This window comes from Thermoflexibacter ruber, from assembly GCF_900113045.1.
Lineage (GTDB): Bacteria > Bacteroidota > Bacteroidia > Cytophagales > Thermoflexibacteraceae > Thermoflexibacter > Thermoflexibacter ruber.
Map to the genome: position 1 here is coordinate 18,710 of NZ_FONY01000029.1, position 18,436 is coordinate 37,145.

Sequence of the window (18,436 nt, forward strand, 5' to 3'; positions counted from 1 at the left end):
TATTACTTTTGTCGTAGTTAAAAATCTGAAATATAAAATTAGGAATCTGAAATAAATGCTTTATCTGCCTTCATTATAAACTAAAAAATTCCAGATTCCAGATTAAATTTTTATGGAAAACATAGACTTGCTTTCTCCCAAAGAATACATCATCATCAAAGGTGCAAAAGTCAATAATTTAAAAAATCTAAGCGTAGCTATCCCCCGTAATAAGTTAGTGGTTATCACAGGCTTATCGGGTTCTGGCAAGTCCTCTCTTGCTTTTGATACGCTTTTTGCCGAAGGGCAGAGAATGTACGTAGAAAGCCTCAGTGCATATGCAAGGCAGTTCTTGGGAAGAATGGAAAAGCCCGAAGTAGAATACATCAGAGGCGTTTCCCCTGCGATTGCAGTAGAGCAGAAAGTAAACACTCGCAACCCGCGCTCTACCGTAGGTACGACTACCGAAGTCTATGACTACATGAAACTCCTTTTCGCTCGCATAGGGAAAACCTACTCGCCTATTTCAGGAAAAATAGTGAGGCGAGATACAGTAACAGATGTAGTCAATTTTGTACTGAATCTTCCTGAAAATGAACGCTTCATGGTGCTTGCCCCTTTGATAGTAAAAGCAAACCGCACCTACCAAGAAGAACTCAATATCCTCCTCCAAAAAGGTTTTACAAGGCTATATAAAACTTCTTTCTCCTCCGCAGGAGGAGGTGAAGTAATCTTTATCGAAGATGAACTCAAGCAATTAACAATTAACAATAATCAATTATCAGCTAACACCAAGAACAGAGAAATTGCATTTTCCCGCTCAGAAGGAGGAGGGCAGGGGGAGGCATACATTTTAATAGACCGCAACAGCGTAAAAAAAGAAGATGAAGATTTCCAATACCGCTTGGCAGATTCTATCCAGACCGCTTTTTACGAGGGAGAGGACAATTGCGTTATTGCCTTAGCCAATGGAGAAACGCATACATTTTCGGATAAATTTGAGGCTGACGGAATCACTTTCGAGGAGCCAAGTGTAAACTTGTTTACCTTCAACAATCCCTACGGGGCTTGCAAGCGTTGCGAAGGTTTTGGCAATGTCTTGGGCATTGACCCTGACTTGGTAATTCCTGATAAAACCCTTTCCGTTTTTGAAGGCGCAATTGCCCCTTGGAAAACGGACAAAATGCGAGAAGAGTGGCTAACACCTTTGCTAAGAAATGGAATTAAGTTTGATTTTCCTATACATCGTGCTTATAACGACCTGACAGACAAGGAAAAAGAATTACTTTGGACAGGCAACGAATATTTTTTGGGCTTAAATGATTTTTTCAAATACTTGGAAAGCCATGTTCACGAAATCAAATATAGGGTGATGCTGTCAAGATACAGAGGCAGAACGGCTTGCCCTGACTGCAAGGGGACTCGCCTTCGCAAAGATGCCCAATACGTGAAAATTAATGAGAAATCTATTGTAGATTTGGTTTTACTCCCCGTGAGCAAGGTAGTTAAGTTTTTTGAAGAAATCCAACTTTCTGAATATGAGGAAAAAATAGCCAAAAGAATTTTAACCGAAATTCAAAATCGACTAAAATATTTAGAACTCACAGGCTTGGGTTATTTGACACTGAACCGCTTGACTTCTACACTTTCAGGTGGTGAGTTTCAACGCATTAAATTAGCCACCTCTCTGGGAAGTGCCTTAGTCGGCTCTATGTATATCCTTGACGAGCCAAGTATTGGTTTGCACCCAAGAGATACGCATAATTTAGTGGAAGTGATTAAAACCTTGCGTGATTTGGGGAATACGGTGATAGTGGTGGAGCATGAGGAAGAAGTGATGCGACAAGCCGACCAAATCATAGACATAGGACCCGAGGCAGGCTCACATGGAGGCGAGTTGGTTTTTCAAGGAAGTTTTCAAGAAATTTTAAAAAATCAAACAAGCCTCACTGCTCGCTATCTCAATGGAAATCAGCAAATTGAGATTCCTAAAAATAGAAGAAAATGGAAAAACTACATAGAGATAGTAGGGGCAAGGGAAAATAATTTGAAAAATGTGCAAGTCAAATTCCCTTTGGGCGTACTGACAGTAGTAACAGGCGTAAGTGGTTCGGGCAAATCTACTTTGGTGAAAAAAGTATTGCACCCTGCCCTTATGAAACATCTTGGCGGCAGAAGTGGAGAGGAAAGCGGAAAACTGGATAGATTAGGGGGAGATTTGAAAAAAATAAAACAAATAGAATTTGTCGACCAAAACCCTATCGGCAAGTCATCTCGTTCTAATCCAGTAACTTACATCAAAGTATATGACTATATCCGCAATCTTTACGCAGACCAACCTCTTGCTCAAAAAAGAGGCTACAAAGCAGGATTTTTTTCTTTTAATGTGGACGGTGGCAGGTGCGATGTGTGCCAAGGGGAAGGCGAAATCAAGATAGAAATGCAATTTATGGCAGACATTTACCTCACTTGCGAAAACTGCAAAGGCAAGCGATTCAAACAAGAAGTCTTGGACATTACCTATAAGGACAAAAGCATTGCAGATGTTTTAGACATGACAATTTCCGAAAGTATGGAATTTTTTAAAGACTTACCTGCTATTCGTGACAGGCTTAGACCACTTGACGAAGTAGGTTTAGGCTATGTCAAATTAGGGCAGTCTTCCAATACGCTTTCAGGTGGCGAAGCACAAAGAGTAAAATTGGCTTCTTTTTTAGGCAAAGGGAATGAAAATAATGAAGGTATCTTGTTTGTCTTTGACGAGCCTACTACAGGCTTGCACTTTCACGATATTCACAAACTTCTTTTTGCTATCAATGCCCTTGTTAATCAAGGTAATAGCGTGATTATCATAGAACACAATATGGATATTATCAAGTGTGCCGATTGGATAATAGACTTAGGTCCCGAAGGAGGTGAAAATGGTGGCTATATCTGCTTTGAAGGCACACCTGAGGAAATGATAAGATTAGAAAATAACCATACAGCGAGATTTTTAAAGGAAAAATTCAAATAAAAAAAATAATAGCTTACTATTTTTTAAGTAAGCTATTATTTTTCAATTATTTACGCTAATACTTGAAAAGTTTTACAAAGCTAACAGGTGTAAAAGATTGCCCTTACTTTATTTTAAAGCGAAGCAACTTTAATCTCTCCTTCCTAAAAAAAGCATAATGTAATACATCAAAGTTGCCAAAGAACCTAATGCAGCTACTACATAAGTCATTGCCGCCCACCAGAGTGCATCTTTTGACATCGCATATTCTTGGCTATTAACTACTCTGGACTGCTTTATCCACTCCAACGCTCTACGACTTGCGTCAAACTCAACAGGAAGCGTAACAAAACTAAATAAAGTAGTCAAAGCAAACATCGCAATACCTATCAGCATTACCCATGGAGCAGATTCCAACATAAACAAGCCAGCTATCAATACCCAACCTATCCAAGGGCTTACAAAACTCACCGCAGGTACAATGGCAGAACGTAACTGCAAGAAACTATATGCTTTGGCGTGCTGAACAGCATGTCCTGTTTCGTGTGCTGCTACTGCCGCTGCGGCAGCATTTCTTCCATAATATACGTCAGGGCTAAGGTTTATCGTATAGTCAGTGGGATTGTAATGGTCGGTCAATGTGCCTTCCACACAAGTAATGCGAACCCCACGAATCCCGTAAGCATCTAACATATTCGCCGCTACTTCTGCTCCGCTCATTCCTGAACTAATCGGAGTCATAGAGTAATTTCTAAACTTAGATTTGAGCGTGGCACTCACTGCCCAACTCACCAACATCACGATACCCGCAATTAGCATATAACCAGTGTCAAATATCATAGTCTTAGATGTTTAAAGTTTTGTGTTAATCTATAAAGTGTAACTACTTACAAATTTACAAAACTTATTCCATACAAAGCAAATAAAAAAAATAAGTCATTTTGTCATGCTTTTTAGTATTTGTAAGTATTTTTTTATCTTTTTTAAGACAAAATTTCCTAATTTGTATCGTTTTATTGCGAATCTATGTGCTGTATTCCCCTCTGTGTTGAGCATCAAAAAATTTATTAGCGTATTTTTAAGAAGAATACGGATGCTGATAAGGCTTCCTATATTCTCTTTTGAGCATGGCTTGCGCTTCTTTGTTGTTTTTGATATTCATGTTTGCCTTGTCTATTTGCAAGTTTGTTTTTGCCAAATACGCCATGTCGCCATAGATAATGGTAGAAGTCGTTTTAAAGGCATCTTCAAATTGGTTGGTGATGCCTTTGTTAGATTTTGTCCTGATACCTTCGGCAAATTGCTTGAACATATCTACCATGGCTTGCATAGCGATTTCCATTTGTTTTGGGTTGCCCATAGGGTCAAAAACTACATCACCATTCACAATTTTTTCACCTTTGGCAGTATAAACTTCCCAACCGTAATCACCTGCAAAAATGGTTGCCTTTTCTCCATAGTAATACACCCCTATATTGTGGGTCGGAATTGGGGAAATGTAGCCCCAAGCCTTGTGCGACCAATAGACGGGCAAGCCACCAAAGTCGTAGCGTACCTCTAAGTGGTCAGGATTGTCTTGTAAAGTTTTTTTAGTGATGCCGCCAATCGCAGATACGCTGTCAGGTAAGTCCAAATCCAAGACTTTGCGGATATTGTGAATATAGTGAATCCCCCAATCTGCCATGACTCCTCTGCTAAAATCGTGTTGGTATCTCCAAATAGGATTATCAGCATCTTTGGGACAGATGAATTTCTGCTTGGGTGCGGGACCGCAAAAAGTTTCAAAATCTATGCTTTTAGGGATAGCTTTCTCTATAAGGTCGCCTTCGTAATTATGAATGTTGGCTTGTACTTGCAGGATTTTCCCAGCTTCTCCACTTTTGATAAAGGCTTTGACTTTATCATTGGTATCCAGCATCGTTCTTGGGAAATCGACTACAACTACGTTGCTTGCCTTTTGCTGGGCGGCAAGCATTGCTTGTCCTTCTCTGATGTCATAACTAATAGGTTTTTCGAGAAAAACGTGCAAACCTGCTCTGCAAGCATCTATAAACTGCAAGGCGTGCCAATGCGTAGGGGTAGCAATTGCTACTGCTTGCAAGCCTCTTACTTTATACATTTCTTGGTAAGCAGAAAATAGCTGTGGCTTTTTTAAACCCGCATCAACTACTACTTTGGCGGCTCGGTCAAGGGCTACCTTATTGACATCGCAGAGGGCTACGATTTCGTATAGTCCAGAAGCTAAGGCACTATTTAAGAGAATGTCTGTTCCCCACCAGCCTGTGCCAAGAATTGCCAATTTGATTTTGTTTTCCTCAGCGAATACGCTCAAAGGCAGGATAAGTGAACCTGCCACTACTGCACTTGTTTTGATAAAATCTCGTCTTTCCATGTCTATAAAAATTTTAGATTGTTTTATTTCAAACCTGTGAGGTTTTGAAAACCTCACAGGTTTGGCTAATTATCTTTGTATATAATCGGAGAGTGTAACTTCTGTCAAGTTGGTTATTTTCCACTGCTTATTTACTTTTTCCAAAATTCGCTGATGTAGCGACTGCTTCCCGTCTTTGCTTTTTTGAGTATAAGTTACCCATGCCACATCTTTGTAAATGCTAAACTTGTAGTTTTCGTTTTGGAAAGTTACCCTATCATCAGCAGAAAACTTGGAAGCATATTCCTTGATATCCTGATAAATAGCACTCCATCCATATACTTGAAAACTCATATTCATACTTGTATAGCAAAAGAAAGATGTGGGTTTCTGAACCCAACAATCTGCCCACTTATCAAATTGATGTGAGTAGCGATAAAGCGTTTCTTCCTCTATTGCCTTACAAATAGCCGCTTCTTCTTGGCTTTGAGCAAAAATCATTTGCAGATTTCCTACTACCAATAAACATAAAAATATATTTTTCATAATATTAAGTATTTGATAATGAATTAGATTTAGAATAAAAAAATTAAGACTTAAATTTGTGTAAGTGATTTTTTCAGATAAAAATTATTTACTTGCCTCATATCTCAACTCAAATAAGCAATTCATATCAGGGCAAATAGGAAAATCAACAAAAGCTGTGATTTGGTACTTGCCTTGCTGTTTTGTAATTTTAGCTTTCATAGAAAAAGTAATTTGCCTCTCTATCCCCCTACAATTGGCTATTTCTGGCAAAGTTTCCAACCTAATCTCTTGCTCTACTATTTTCCCTTTCCATGTATGAATTGTAGGATTATCACCTTCTAATAGTTTTTCATTAATAGTTACATCACCATTACTGTCCACTTGCCATAACATTGAAATATTGTATTGCGTAGGCTCGAAGGTACATGTCCCTTTCTGAATGATATTTACAGTTCCTTTCCAAGTCCCATTAAGTTCTGAAAGGACGATTTCTGGGGCTGCATCTTCTTTTTTAGTGCAAGAAGATAAAGCCAACACTAAGGCGAGCATTAAAATTAATTTTTTCATAAGCATAATAATTTAAAGTTTTGAGTAAGTAATTCAATTTTTTTAGATATTCTATAATAGTCCCATAGGGACGACACATTTTGTTTCAAAACAGATAGTTACGTCCCTAACGGGACTTCGATAGCTTTGATAAAATCTCGTCTTTCCATGTCTATAAAAATTTTAGATTGTTGTATTTTAAACCTGTGAGGTTTTCAAAACCTCACAGGTTTAATTCACTGTCAATCAGTTCATTCTTCTCCTATCCTCCTCTGCCCCTGTATTTCTATTGCGTGCTTTTTTAACTTTATTATTCCCAAAGTTGCGGGAATAAGTCAGTCGGCAAAGTCTTGGCTCAGAGAAAATAAGGTCTGTTTTTACATCTAAATTTTGCTCAGGGATATAAGTACGGAAATGCCAGTTGTTTGTCCAAAACACATCAGTAATAGTAAAACTTAGCGTTCCTTTGTCCTTGTTTAGCTTCTTTTGCAAGCCCAAATTGAGTGTGCCAAAAGGCTTTAATATATTTGCTCCCCAAAAGCCTCCACTGTTGTAAATACCTGACATCTCTAAGGAAAAACTCTCTGACAAGCGAAAGTTTTGTATGCTATTCAGTTGAAAGTTGAACTGCACTATCTCCACAGGTTTTTCCAAATAGTCCACCATCAAGTATTGTTGGTTAAAAGTTCCATTGTTTTGCATAGACCACCACTTAGCAATGCTCACAGGCAAGGCAAGCACCAGAGAATAGGTATCTTGGGATTTGAGATTGACCGCATAGCCCAGCATACGATTGGTCGCAGGATTGATGTGGCTTTGAAAAGGAGCAATCACATTGGTATCATGGCTGTACTGCAAGGCAAAAATCAAATCCTTGTGTCTGTATTCTGTTTTGAAAGAATAAGTCAAAGTAGGAAGAAGCGCAGGATTTCCAGAAAGAAAACTATATGGGTCTGCAAAAATCATAAAAGGAGCTAAGTCCCTGAAAGTAGGGCGAGTAATGCGGCGGCTAAAAGCAAACTGCAAGGAATTATTTTTATTAATGTCTTTGGACAAAAATAAACTTGGGAAAAGATTGCCATAGTTGCGGTCTAAAATATTCCCTACTTCTACCAAATCCATCTGAGTACGTGTATGCTCATAGCGAAGCCCTCCATTGAGTTTGGTTGTGGCATTGATTTGCACTTGGATAGAGGAATAAGCGGCTAAAATATCCTCCTCCAATTGGTATTTTCCACTTAGGCTTGGGTCTATGCGCCAAAAATTATTTTGCAGATTTTCTACACTAATGTCATTCGTAAAGCGATAGAGGCTTGCTTTTGCGCCTATCTCCAAACGTGTTTTTCCAAAATTTTTGGTGTAATCTATCTTGCCTACGGTCATGCGAATAGGCGTAACTTTTCTCGACCTAAAAAAGTCCGTTCTTATCATGCTTCCCTGTTCATTGTGGTAATCTGCTTGATAATCAGTAGGGTTATTGTCATGGTAATACAAATAATCCACATCAAAATTGATGCTTTGGGTGCTATCAATTTGGTGATTCAAGTTCAAATTGCCAGAGAGATGTTGCCAATGATTGATTTCCGAGTTGCTCATGCTAATAAGCGTATCTGCCTCTCTGCTTTTCCTCAACTGAATATCTGCCAAAGCATCTATTTGCCACTTCGAACTATATCCCGAAATCAAGCCACCAATGACCGTTTTAGGGCTAATTGCATAGTCAAAACCCAAGCTGGCATTGTGGAGATTAATTCTTGGGTCTCTAACATTATTGGTGTGTGTTTCTATGGTTTGCTCTTGATAGTCCAACTTCCTGCTTCCATTCACTTCCTGTGCCGTATGATTCCTATTAAACGAATACGCTCCAAAAATATTCAGCTTGCCCTTGCGGTAGTTCAGGTTGAGGTCTGCGCCTGCTTTTTCGCCTCTGCTATATCCTCCTGTGAGAGAAAAAGAGCCATTCATGCCTTCCTCTATTCCCTTTTTCAAAACCAAGTTAATCATACCTGCATTGCCTTCTGCATCATACTTGGCAGGAGGATTGGAAATCAACTCTATCTTTTCTATGTTCGCCGCATTCATTCCTTTCAAAAGCTGAATGACCGCCTCCATAGGCAAGCGGTTGATTTTGCCGTTTATCATCAAAATTACGCCATTTTTCCCATTGAGTCCCAGCGTATTACTTTGTTGATTCACGATGACCCCAGGTGAGCGTTCCAAGACTTCTAAGGCAGTTCCCCCAGCCAAAGTCAGGCTACTTTCTATGTTGATAACCAATCTGTCGATTTGCTGTTCATAAAGCGGTTTCTGTGCAGTTACCATAACCGCTTTTAACTCTTTGGAAAGCGGACTCATCTGCAAAATGCCCAAGTCCAGATTTTCTACTTTTAACTCAATTTGCCTAAAAAATGCTTCATAACCTATCATTCTGATAGAAAGCAAGTAACTCCCTCGTTTGACATTTTCTAAGGCAAACTTTCCTACTTCATTGCTCACTGTGCCTTTGAGCAAAGTCGAATCATTTTGATTCAGCAAAAGTACATTGGCAAAGGGCAGGGCTTCGCTGTTAGTCTGCACGATGCCCTGTATCTTGGATTGGCTAAATCCTTGAAACGAATAGGCAATTAAGCAAAAAATAAAAATCAAGTAATAAAAAAAACGTTGCATAATAATATAGTGTTTAGAGTAGTGAAAAATGTGTTATTTTTATTAACTTTGCTATGTTCCCATTTGAATTAATTTAGTTTTACTTTTATGGAAAATTTTGAAATAGAAGATATTACAGCCGAAACAGAAGAAAAAAATATCATATAAAGTAAAAATCATGCTATCATAGAGGGGAGGCTCACTACTTATTTTTCTGTGCATTATAGAGATGAATTTTCAGTATTGCCTCAGCTAAGTTTGGAACTTTCAGGCGAAAAAATTATTCCTGATATTTCTATTTTTCCCCTCATGGAATACAATTGGCTCTTTGATGAAGTACGCCTTACACAACCACCTCTTATTGTCATAGAAATCCTCTCCCCCAAGCAAAGCATAGATGACTTGACAGATAAGATTTCTATTTATCTCAACTCAGGGGTCAAATCTTATTGGGTAGTCATTCCTACTTTCAAAACAATCCATATTATTTATGGAAACAAACAAACTGCTACTTTCCTTTCAGGCAAAATCAAAGACCCTGCAACGGGTGTTGAGATTGACATGGACGAAATTTTTAGGTAATTGCACTGCTTATTAAGGCTGTATTGATATTCAAGAGTTTCCACCGTTAATTGGCATTTAAAGAATAAACCGTTCTTTGAATGTAGCACCGATTTTCCAAAATCGGGGAGTGTCTGACTTGGAAAGTCGGACCTACACAAGAACGAATATTTAATGAAACCCAATAAGTCTAAATTTTCATAGTGGTTGAAAGATTACATAATCCAATTTACAAACTGCTGGTTTTGAAAAAGTTTCTTTTTGATTTGAGGCTCTCACTTTTCACGTAATAATACATAAAAAGGTGATTTTCAATGATTAAAAAGAATTTTCCTCTAATAAATCACCATTAGGGATTTCATCTACTAACAGGGATTAAGCCTTTTTCAAAAGCAACTGTATTTTCATCTCCGTCAATGACCGCCAAAACCACTCAAAAAATCCGTAGCGAAACTTGCTCATCCACCATACGGCAAAAAAAGTTTGGAACACATAAAATACAATGCCTATGATGATAGAAAGTGTAACGCCTATTTTTCCCATCATGCCAAAGCCAATGCCCAAGAAAATAAGGACACCCAAAACCGATTGCATGAGGTAAGTCGTTAAGCCCATCTGCCCTACTGCCGCCCAAGATTGCAAGAGTTTAGGGCGGTAATTCCAATAAAGCAAGGTGATGCCTGCCACATAAAAAAGCGACAAACTTGCTTGGTGAATGTCAAAAGCGGTAAGCCCAATGAAGTCCAAGAAACTAATACTTGGCGCACCAAAAGGAGGCATATAAAGCAAAGCCAAAATAGTAGAAATCAAGGCGATGCCTCCCGACCAAAACAGTGTCTTTTTGAAAAGCAAGCGATTTTCGGGTTTGTCTATAAAAAAGCCTTTTCGCCCTACATACAAGCCCAAGAGAAACAAGCCAAAAGTAATAAACAGGCGACCCGTCATAACTTGAAAGCCAAAAGTGCCAATAATACCACTTTCAAAGTTCATACTCACCAATGCCGAGAGCGAGCCAGATTGCTTGATTTTGTACTGCGTTTCTGCTTCTTTCATAAACTGCTCGCCTTGCACTTTTCCCATTTCTATTTGTGCAGGAGTGGGTGGAGGCGCAAAAAAGGAATTTACTCTCCCCACAAATAGTGGTGTATTGAGAATCAGCAGGATAGCCACTATGAGCAAAGCTCGATTGCCCATTTTGATACAGGGAATTAAGAACAAACCCAAAAAGGCATAAATCCGCAAAATATCCCCACTGTAAAAAAGGCTGTGGATAAAGCCAATGCCAAACAAAATTGCCAAACGCCAAGTAAACTTCCCTAAAAAGCCTTCTTTATTTTTCTTTTCTGCATTATGGAGTTGGATAGCGAAACTCAACCCAAAGAGAAAAGAGAAAATCGTAAAAAACTTTCCACCAGTAAGCCAAAAAGTAAGTGTATTTACTTGCTCGTCTAAGGGGCTGAAAATGTTAAAATTAGGCGCACTTGGTGGCGGTGGTCCCGCCAAATAGCTATAAGCAATGTGGTTAATGATTATCCCAAAGAGAGCAAAGCCCCTGAGCGCATCTATGACTTGGATACGCTGAGTAGAAGCAGACAGCGTATCGTGTTCTAATATCAAAGTTTTTTCCATTGGGTTCTTTATTTTTAAAACCTGTCAGGTCTTTGAGACCTGACAGGTTTAATGTATTGTTTTTATTTCGCAGGTGCTTGAATAATCGTTACTTGTGTCGCTGAAATTTGCCAAGTCCCATTTTTCTTCACTAAGACATGGAGAATAGCTACTGAGTGCTTATCTCCTTTGTTGGCTTTTGTTCCGTCAGCCATAGTTGCCTCTCCTGTCATGGTAATATTGTATTTTACATTCACCAAAGCCACTTCTGGGGAAACAAACCGCATCTTTTGAATATCAATCACCAAAGAAGTAAACTTAAAGTAGGCTTCATTAGCTGCAAGGTGCATTTTTACGATTTCAGTTTTATTGGCACAGAATACGCCTTCGGGATTGACCAGCGTAGCATCTTCAGTGTGCAAGCCATTGTAGGCGTTGATGTCATGTTTGTTCCACAAATCTTGCATTTTGCTAATGGTCGCTTTGACCGCTTTTTCGTCTTCTGCGTTTTGTGCAACCGCCCAAGTCATGCCTAACCAGCAAAAAAGGGCTAAAAAAATGATGTTTTTCATAATGATAAATAAATTGATTTAAGATGCTTAGAGCTTCATGTACTTCGTACTAAGAGATACTACATGAAGCATTTAAAAAATAAAAATCAACTTTTCATGTGTTATCACATGAAAAGCAAAAGTCTTGTAATTATTTCAAGGTTTGTGTGGTATGCGATTGTATGATTTTCCAAGTAGAGCCAGATTTAACGGTTACACCTGTTTGAATAAAATCTACTATAACAGTACCTCTGCTTTCGTTTCTATAAGTCGTGGTGATAGTGCCTTTCCCTTTGTAAAGTACAATCGTTGGAGAGATTACAACGTATTCATATTTGTAATCTGATACTTTGAAAGATTGCAAACTTTTGAACGTTTCCGTTACCCTTTGCTTAAATGCCGCATAGTTATTGGCTTTGTCCATCATTACCTCCACGAAATCAGGGTGGTTGGCATAAGAAGCAAATACTTTTTCTACATTCATACTTTCCCAAGCCATGATAGTTTCACTAAGCAAGGCTTGGTGCTGCTCGATAATTTCGCTTTTTTCTTTGTCAGAAACGGATTGTGCATAGCCACTTATGCCTGCGGCTATAAGTGCTATTAGAAACAAAATTGGAATGAGCGTTTTCATAGTAATATAAAGTTTTTAAGAGTTAAAGTATCTTTTTATTTAAAAGTTAAACTTTCATAGTAGAAACATTTAGGAGTAAATTTATTCACTTCGCAAAAATAGCGTAAGAAGTAGTGTTCTTGTTAGCATTTTTGAGGCATAGATTAGCACTTTTTGAGCGTAGTATCGTTTTTTGCCTTAAAATTCCATATCTTTGTAAAAATCCATTGTTTATGCCTTTGAAGTATCCCATAGGAATCCAAACGTTTAGCGACCTACGCAATGATGGTTATGTGTATATTGACAAAACCCAGTATATCTATCAACTCATGCAGGGGAAATATTACTTTCTTTCTCGCCCGCGTCGCTTTGGGAAATCCTTGTTATTGAGTACCTTATCCTCTATTTTTTCAGGGGAAAAAGACCTCTTTCAAGGACTTTGGATAGAGGACAAAATTACTTGGGGAAAGTATCCGATTATTTATTTAGACTTTGGGAAGGCAGATTTCAAAGAATTGGGATTGAGAGCGTCTATTGAAATTAAACTTTCTAAAATAGCAGACGAGTCTGGTATTGTGCTTACTGCCAATGGCATTGGTAATCGGTTTGAAGAAATTATCAGAGAACTCTCTGCAGAAAAGAAAGTAGTCATACTCATAGACGAGTACGACAAACCAATTATAGAATACTTGGGCAAGGAGCAACTCCCCCAAGCCTTAGAAAACAGAGATATTCTCAAAGAGTTTTATTCTGTCATCAAAGGCTTAGATGCTCATATTCAGTTCTTTTTCCTCACAGGGGTTTCTAAGTTTAGTAAGGTGTCTATCTTTTCTGACCTGAACAATTTGCATGACATTACCATAGAACCTACTTTTTCTACTATGTTAGGTTATACCCAATCTGAGTTAGAACATTATTTTGGGGAAAGAATGAAGGAATTAGCTCAACAACAAGGCGTGAGCTATCAAGATTTCTTGGACAAAGTGCGTTTGTGGTACAATGGGTATGCTTGGAATGGGAAAGAGAAAGTTTATAATCCCTTTTCTATTCTCAACTTTATGTACAGCGGTGATTTTCGCAACTATTGGTTTGAAACAGGAACACCTACTTTTTTGGTCAAAATGATGAAGGAAAGTTTTATGTTCAACGTAGAAAGTATTGATGCAGATGAAGGAATGTTAGGTAATTTTAGGATTGAAGCCTTGAATGAAACTACTTTACTTTTCCAAACAGGCTATCTGACTATCAAAGAAAGAGAAGGGAGAGTTTATACTTTGGGGTATCCCAATTTTGAAGTCAAAGACTCTATGAATCAGTATTTGATGCGAGAGTTTGCTTACAAAGACCATGTGAATGCACCTATTTTGTATATGCACAGGGCATTGAAAACAAAAGATATAGAAAAAGTAGTAGAGCATTTCAACACGCTGTTTGCCAATATTCCATACCAGATTTTTGAGGAAAAGCAGGAAAGTTTTTACCATGCGATTATCTTTTTGGCTTTTCAGTTGTTGGGCTACTATGCTCAGGCAGAGGTCAGCACCTCCAAAGGGCGAGTAGATGCAGTTGTGCAGTATGAGGACAAAATTTTCGTCATAGAGTTTAAGGTCAATGACAGTGCAGAAAGTGCGATTAGCCAAATCAAAGCAAAGAATTATCATCAAAAATACCTTCGTCAGGGCAAAGAGGTGATATTGTTGGGCTTTGCTTGTCAAAACAAGGAAATTGCTGATTGGAAAATGGAAACAATTTAAAACTCGCTTGGTACTTTCCCAAACTGCTCCTTGAAACACTTAGTAAAATAGGAAAGGTTCTCAAAACCAACTTGGAAAGCAATTTCCGAAACATTGGCAGTTTTATTAGTAAGCATTTCGGCAGCTCTGTGCAGGCGATAAGTACGCACAAAATCATTGGGAGGTTGATTGATAGTTGCTTTTAGCTTTCTTGAAAGTTGGGAAGGGCTTAGGTTCATCGCTTCCGCAAATTGTTCATTGTTAAAATCTGCATTGGAGAGATTTGCCTCTATGATATTTTTTACCTTTAGCATAAATTTTTCATCAACAGAAAGCACATCATCTTTAAGTGCAATTTTCTTATCTGGCACTTTAAGTGGCTGTTTTTTGAACTCCTTACCAAATTTTTCTCTTAAAACCCGACGTTGTTTTACCAAGTTGATGCTGGTAGCCATCAGTTCTTTGGCATAAAAAGGCTTGACCAAATAGGCATCTGCTCCGCGTTCTATTCCCTCCACCTTGCTTTCTGGATTTGCCTTAGCAGTAAGCATGAGAATAGGGATATGATTGGTTAATTCATTCTCTTTTAAAAACTTACAAAGTTCAAAGCCATTAATTATGGGCATCATCACGTCAGTAACTATTAAATCTGGTAACTTTTTGATAGCAATTGCATAGCCTATTTTTCCGTTTTCTGCTAATAAAATATGGAATTTTTCTTGTAAACATTCTTGTAAGTAAACCCTCATGTCTTTATGGTCTTCTACAATGAGGCAAATAGGTAGTTTTTTGTTGCTTGTTAGCCCCTCCCCTTGCCTCTCCCCGATGGAGAGGGGATTTTTTGTTTCTGTCGCCGTCATCACAGACAACTCCTGCGAAATAGTCATTGTCGTTGTTTGTGTCCCTATAAGCAGCTCCTTTACAGGTAATTGCACCCAAAAAGTAGAGCCTTTTTCCTGCTCGCTTTCTACCATAATGCTCCCTCCAAGCAGTTCTATTAATTCTTTGGTCAAAGCCAGTCCTATGCCACTTCCTTCATATTTTCTTGACAATGAACTTTCCACTTGGTGAAATCTATCAAAAATTTTGTCAATCTGCTCTTTTGGAATCCCAATGCCTGTATCGCTCACTCGCAAATGCAAAATACCTTTTTGGGCTTCTGTTTTTTCTACAACAGCACTGAAAGTTACCTTTCCTCCTTCAGGAGTAAATTTAAAAGCATTGGAAATCAGGTTATTGACTATCTTACTGATTTTATCGCTATCAATTTCAGCTTTATATTGGGTTGAGGGCATGGAAATAGCGAAATCAACGTTTTTATCCTGTCCCAAAGAGTGAAAATTGGCGGCTAACCTTTCTAAAAAAATAGTGATGTTTTGGGTAGAAGTATGCACTTCCATCGTGCCTGTTTCCAATTTTGCGACATCAAGTAATTGGTTAATGAGTTCCAACAAACGCTTGGCATTGCGGTAGATGCGGAGAAAGTCAGATTTTAAAGTTTCATCTGTCCCTCCCCTATCTCCCCTGCTGGGAGGGGAATTAGTAAGAAGTTTCTCTATGGGGCTGATAATCAGCGTAAGCGGAGTACGAAACTCATGAGAGATATTGGAGAAAAATTGGTTTTTGAGTTTGTCGACTTCCTCTAAGCGAGCAGATTTGAGGGCATTGAGTTCGGCACTTGCTTTGAGCCTTTCTCGCTGAATGATGAGTTTTCTTGCTAAAAGTGCAAGCCCAAGTACTAATAGCGCATAGAAAGTATATGCCCACCATGTCAGCCAAAAGGGAGGTAAGATGTTGATTTTGATAGATTTTCCTTTTTCATTCCAAAATCCATCGTGGTTGCTTGCCTTGACTTGAAAGGTATATTCCCCATGAGGCAGATTAGTATAAGTAGCAGTGCGATTATTTCCTACTTGTACCCAATCTTTGTCGTAACCAACTAACTGATAGGCATATTGGTTTTTTTCAGGTTTAGTGTAGCTCAATGCAGAAAAAGATAGAGAGATAAAGTTTTGATAGTAGGGCAGAGTAATTTCCTTTATAAAATCCAGTTCTTTGGCAAAAATGGTATCTCTATTATTGATTTGGAACTTAGTAAGCACAATGTTGGGGGGAATGGTATCTTTAAGAAACTCTTTAGGTTGCCACTCATAATAGCCGTATTCTTCTCCTAAAAGGAGTTTTCCATTGCTTAAAAGGCAGAGTGGGTCATCTATGAAAGCTTTTTCTTCAACGAAATCAGTATTATCATGGAAAGTAAACTGCTCCTTTTTAGTATCATATTTGGCAAGGTGAAAATCAAAACTAATCCAGAGGTCATCGTTTCTGTCAAAGATAATATGCCCAACTAATAAATCTTTTTTAAGATGCGCCATAGGTATAGACTTTATCTGCTTACTTTCTGGCTGATAGACATACAAAGGATTAGTTTTTTTACTTTTGATTTTAAGTCTTGTCCCTATCCAAAGTTGATTTTTTTTATCTTTTTCTATACCTCTAATTTCTATGCTATCAAAAAAAGTTAATTCACTTTTAGAAATAAAAGTTTTGCTTTTCATGTCAAAAACTCTCATACCCATCGTAGAACCAATGTATATCTTTTTATCGTGTTCTATGATATGTCTAAAATGAGTTTCATATTTATCGGGCAGAGGGGGATAATGTATAAAATTTTGTCTATCTGGCGAAATGCGAAAAACTCCGTGGCGGCGCGACCCTGACCATAAGTAGCCCTCGCTATCTTCGTAAAGTGCATAAAACACCTCATCTTGAATCAGTTTTTGCATTTCCGCATATTTTTCGTAGGGTCGCAACTGCTTTTTTAGCGTATCTAAATAGTACATACCATTGCGGGCATTGACCCAAATCCTGCCGCTTCTATCTTTGTATATCTTGGTGATTTCAAAGGCATTGTTTATTTTTCCATTGGGTAATACTTGTCCTCTAATTACCTCTATTACTCGGTGAGTAGTATCTAAAACATGCAGCCCCATGTTTGCATAAGTCCCCGCATACAAGCGATTGGATTGGGGAATTTCTAACAAAGCAGACACCCACCAATTAAAATTGTTATATGTGCTTTCGTCCTTTATTTTTTGAGAAAGAGTATAAAATTGAAATTGTTGGAGTTGTGGAGGAATCATCATCAATGGGGCGGTAGGGGTATTCATTCCTATCCACAGATTCCCCTTGCTATCTTGGAAAATTGCTTTAAATATAAGCGTATTGGGCAAAAGTTGGGAAGGACTTGCCACCCATTGAGTAATTTTTGGGGATATGGTATGAAAAACGTACAAACCATTTAACCTGCCCGTATAAAGCCAAAGTTCATGTGAAGATTTATGGAGTAGATAGGCTCTCTGTAGATTAGCGGGAAATTGGTAAGAAAAGTAATCTGTCAATTCAGATTTAGCTTTATCAAATTTTTTAACAAACAATTGATTATTAATTCCTACTGGTAAAAAAATTTCTCCCTTCTCATCTTGATAGAGATTATCTACTACTGAATATTTATCTGTACCCAAAATAGGATAAAGGCTATGCTTTTTTGACACAATGTCTAATGAAAATAAGTAATATTTCTCTTGCAAATAGTGATAAACCACTCCCCACAAAAGATTTTTATTATGTTTGTCTTTGAGCAAGGATTCATAGCTTTTACGGAAAGAAAATTCCTTAGCGAAGCGCACTAAAGTATCTGCGAGAAACTTCTGATTTTGGTAAGAAAAGGCATAGACCGACGAGTTAAAACTCCCAAATAATTGCCCTGTTTTTTCTGCCAACAAATAGCCCTCTCCTTGGAAAAGTTCCCAATCTGGACGCGCCCATTGTTTGGTAGGAATATCATATACTGTAATTTGCCTCCCCCAAGTGCTATATCCCAAAATTTTATCTTGAGGAGTAATGTACAAGTACTCCCCCAAATCTAATATTGTGGAATCTCCACCCTTTGCTTCTGTGAAACTTCTCCCATCAAACTTGAATAAACCTCTATCTGTTCCTAACCAAATCATGCCTCTGTTGTCCTCTGCAATCGCACTTACCATATTCACATTTAGCCCTTGTGATTTGTCATAGGTCTTGAAGTTAAAATATTGAATAGGAATATCTTTTTGTTTTTGACTAAAACAAGGAGAAAGGAAAGCAAAGGAGCATAGCCAAAAAAAGATAAGCAGTTTCAAAGCATTGTATTTTGAGCAGACGTTTTCTTAACAAATTTAACAAATTGAAATCAAATTTGCAATTTTCGTTTAAGGTTTATGTGGTAAAACTAAATAAAACTTAAACTTTTCCTAATTTTTTACT

General features: G+C 38.0%; 12 protein-coding genes. 3 read left to right on the forward strand and 9 right to left on the reverse strand.

Annotation, left to right across the window (positions count from 1 at the left end; translation table 11 throughout):
* Window positions 1-112 precede the first annotated feature (112 nt).
* Window positions 113-2,995 (forward strand): excinuclease ABC subunit UvrA, encoded by a 2,883-nt coding sequence (uvrA, locus tag BM141_RS15475; RefSeq protein WP_091548271.1) that lies wholly within the window; start codon window positions 113-115, stop codon window positions 2,993-2,995.
* A 129-nt stretch (window positions 2,996-3,124) separates the two neighbouring features.
* Here uvrA and BM141_RS15480 read toward each other — a convergent pair whose 3' ends face one another.
* The 5 genes from BM141_RS15480 to BM141_RS15500 all read right to left on the reverse strand — a co-directional run bounded on the left by BM141_RS15480 (window position 3,125) and on the right by BM141_RS15500 (window position 9,086).
* Window positions 3,125-3,814, reverse strand: a complete 690-nt coding sequence (locus BM141_RS15480; protein ID WP_091548273.1) for a zinc metallopeptidase — start codon at window positions 3,812-3,814, stop codon at window positions 3,125-3,127.
* A 238-nt stretch (window positions 3,815-4,052) separates the two neighbouring features.
* A complete protein-coding gene (locus BM141_RS15485) occupies window positions 4,053-5,366 on the reverse strand; it encodes a Gfo/Idh/MocA family protein (protein WP_091548275.1) in 1,314 nt (437 codons plus the stop codon).
* Between the two features lie 69 nt (window positions 5,367-5,435).
* Window positions 5,436-5,891, reverse strand: a complete 456-nt coding sequence (locus BM141_RS15490) for a hypothetical protein (protein ID WP_091548277.1) — start codon at window positions 5,889-5,891, stop codon at window positions 5,436-5,438.
* An 84-nt stretch (window positions 5,892-5,975) separates the two neighbouring features.
* Window positions 5,976-6,440, reverse strand: a complete 465-nt coding sequence (locus tag BM141_RS15495) for an immunoglobulin domain-containing protein (protein WP_091548279.1) — start codon at window positions 6,438-6,440, stop codon at window positions 5,976-5,978.
* 225 nt (window positions 6,441-6,665) lie between these two features.
* Entirely contained in the window at window positions 6,666-9,086 is a 2,421-nt protein-coding gene (locus BM141_RS15500; protein WP_091548281.1) for an outer membrane beta-barrel protein, read from the reverse strand.
* 162 nt (window positions 9,087-9,248) lie between these two features.
* Here BM141_RS15500 and BM141_RS15505 point away from each other — a divergent pair, with 162 nt between their 5' ends.
* Complete coding sequence (locus BM141_RS15505; RefSeq protein WP_091548283.1) at window positions 9,249-9,647, forward strand: Uma2 family endonuclease; 399 nt, start codon at window positions 9,249-9,251, stop codon at window positions 9,645-9,647.
* 354 nt (window positions 9,648-10,001) lie between these two features.
* Here the strand turns inward: BM141_RS15505 and BM141_RS15510 are convergent, their stop codons facing one another.
* From BM141_RS15510 to BM141_RS15520, 3 genes are all read right to left on the reverse strand, one after another.
* Entirely contained in the window at window positions 10,002-11,255 is a 1,254-nt protein-coding gene (locus BM141_RS15510) for a DUF418 domain-containing protein (RefSeq protein WP_091548285.1), read from the reverse strand.
* A 62-nt stretch (window positions 11,256-11,317) separates the two neighbouring features.
* The gene (locus tag BM141_RS15515) at window positions 11,318-11,806 is read right to left on the reverse strand and encodes an SgcJ/EcaC family oxidoreductase (RefSeq protein WP_091548288.1); all 489 of its coding nucleotides are present in this window, start codon (window positions 11,804-11,806) and stop codon (window positions 11,318-11,320) included.
* A 130-nt stretch (window positions 11,807-11,936) separates the two neighbouring features.
* Entirely contained in the window at window positions 11,937-12,419 is a 483-nt protein-coding gene (locus BM141_RS15520) for a nuclear transport factor 2 family protein (RefSeq protein WP_091548290.1), read from the reverse strand.
* Window positions 12,420-12,631: 212 nt separating this feature from the next.
* Between BM141_RS15520 and BM141_RS15525 the strand changes: the two genes are divergently transcribed.
* The gene (locus BM141_RS15525; RefSeq protein WP_091548292.1) at window positions 12,632-14,152 is read left to right on the forward strand and encodes an ATP-binding protein; all 1,521 of its coding nucleotides are present in this window, start codon (window positions 12,632-12,634) and stop codon (window positions 14,150-14,152) included.
* Here BM141_RS15525 and BM141_RS15530 read toward each other — a convergent pair.
* Window positions 14,149-18,312 (reverse strand): hybrid sensor histidine kinase/response regulator transcription factor, encoded by a 4,164-nt coding sequence (locus BM141_RS15530; RefSeq protein ID WP_091548294.1) that lies wholly within the window; start codon window positions 18,310-18,312, stop codon window positions 14,149-14,151. The genes BM141_RS15525 and BM141_RS15530 overlap by 4 nt on opposite strands.
* Between the last annotated feature and the right edge of the window lie 124 nt (window positions 18,313-18,436).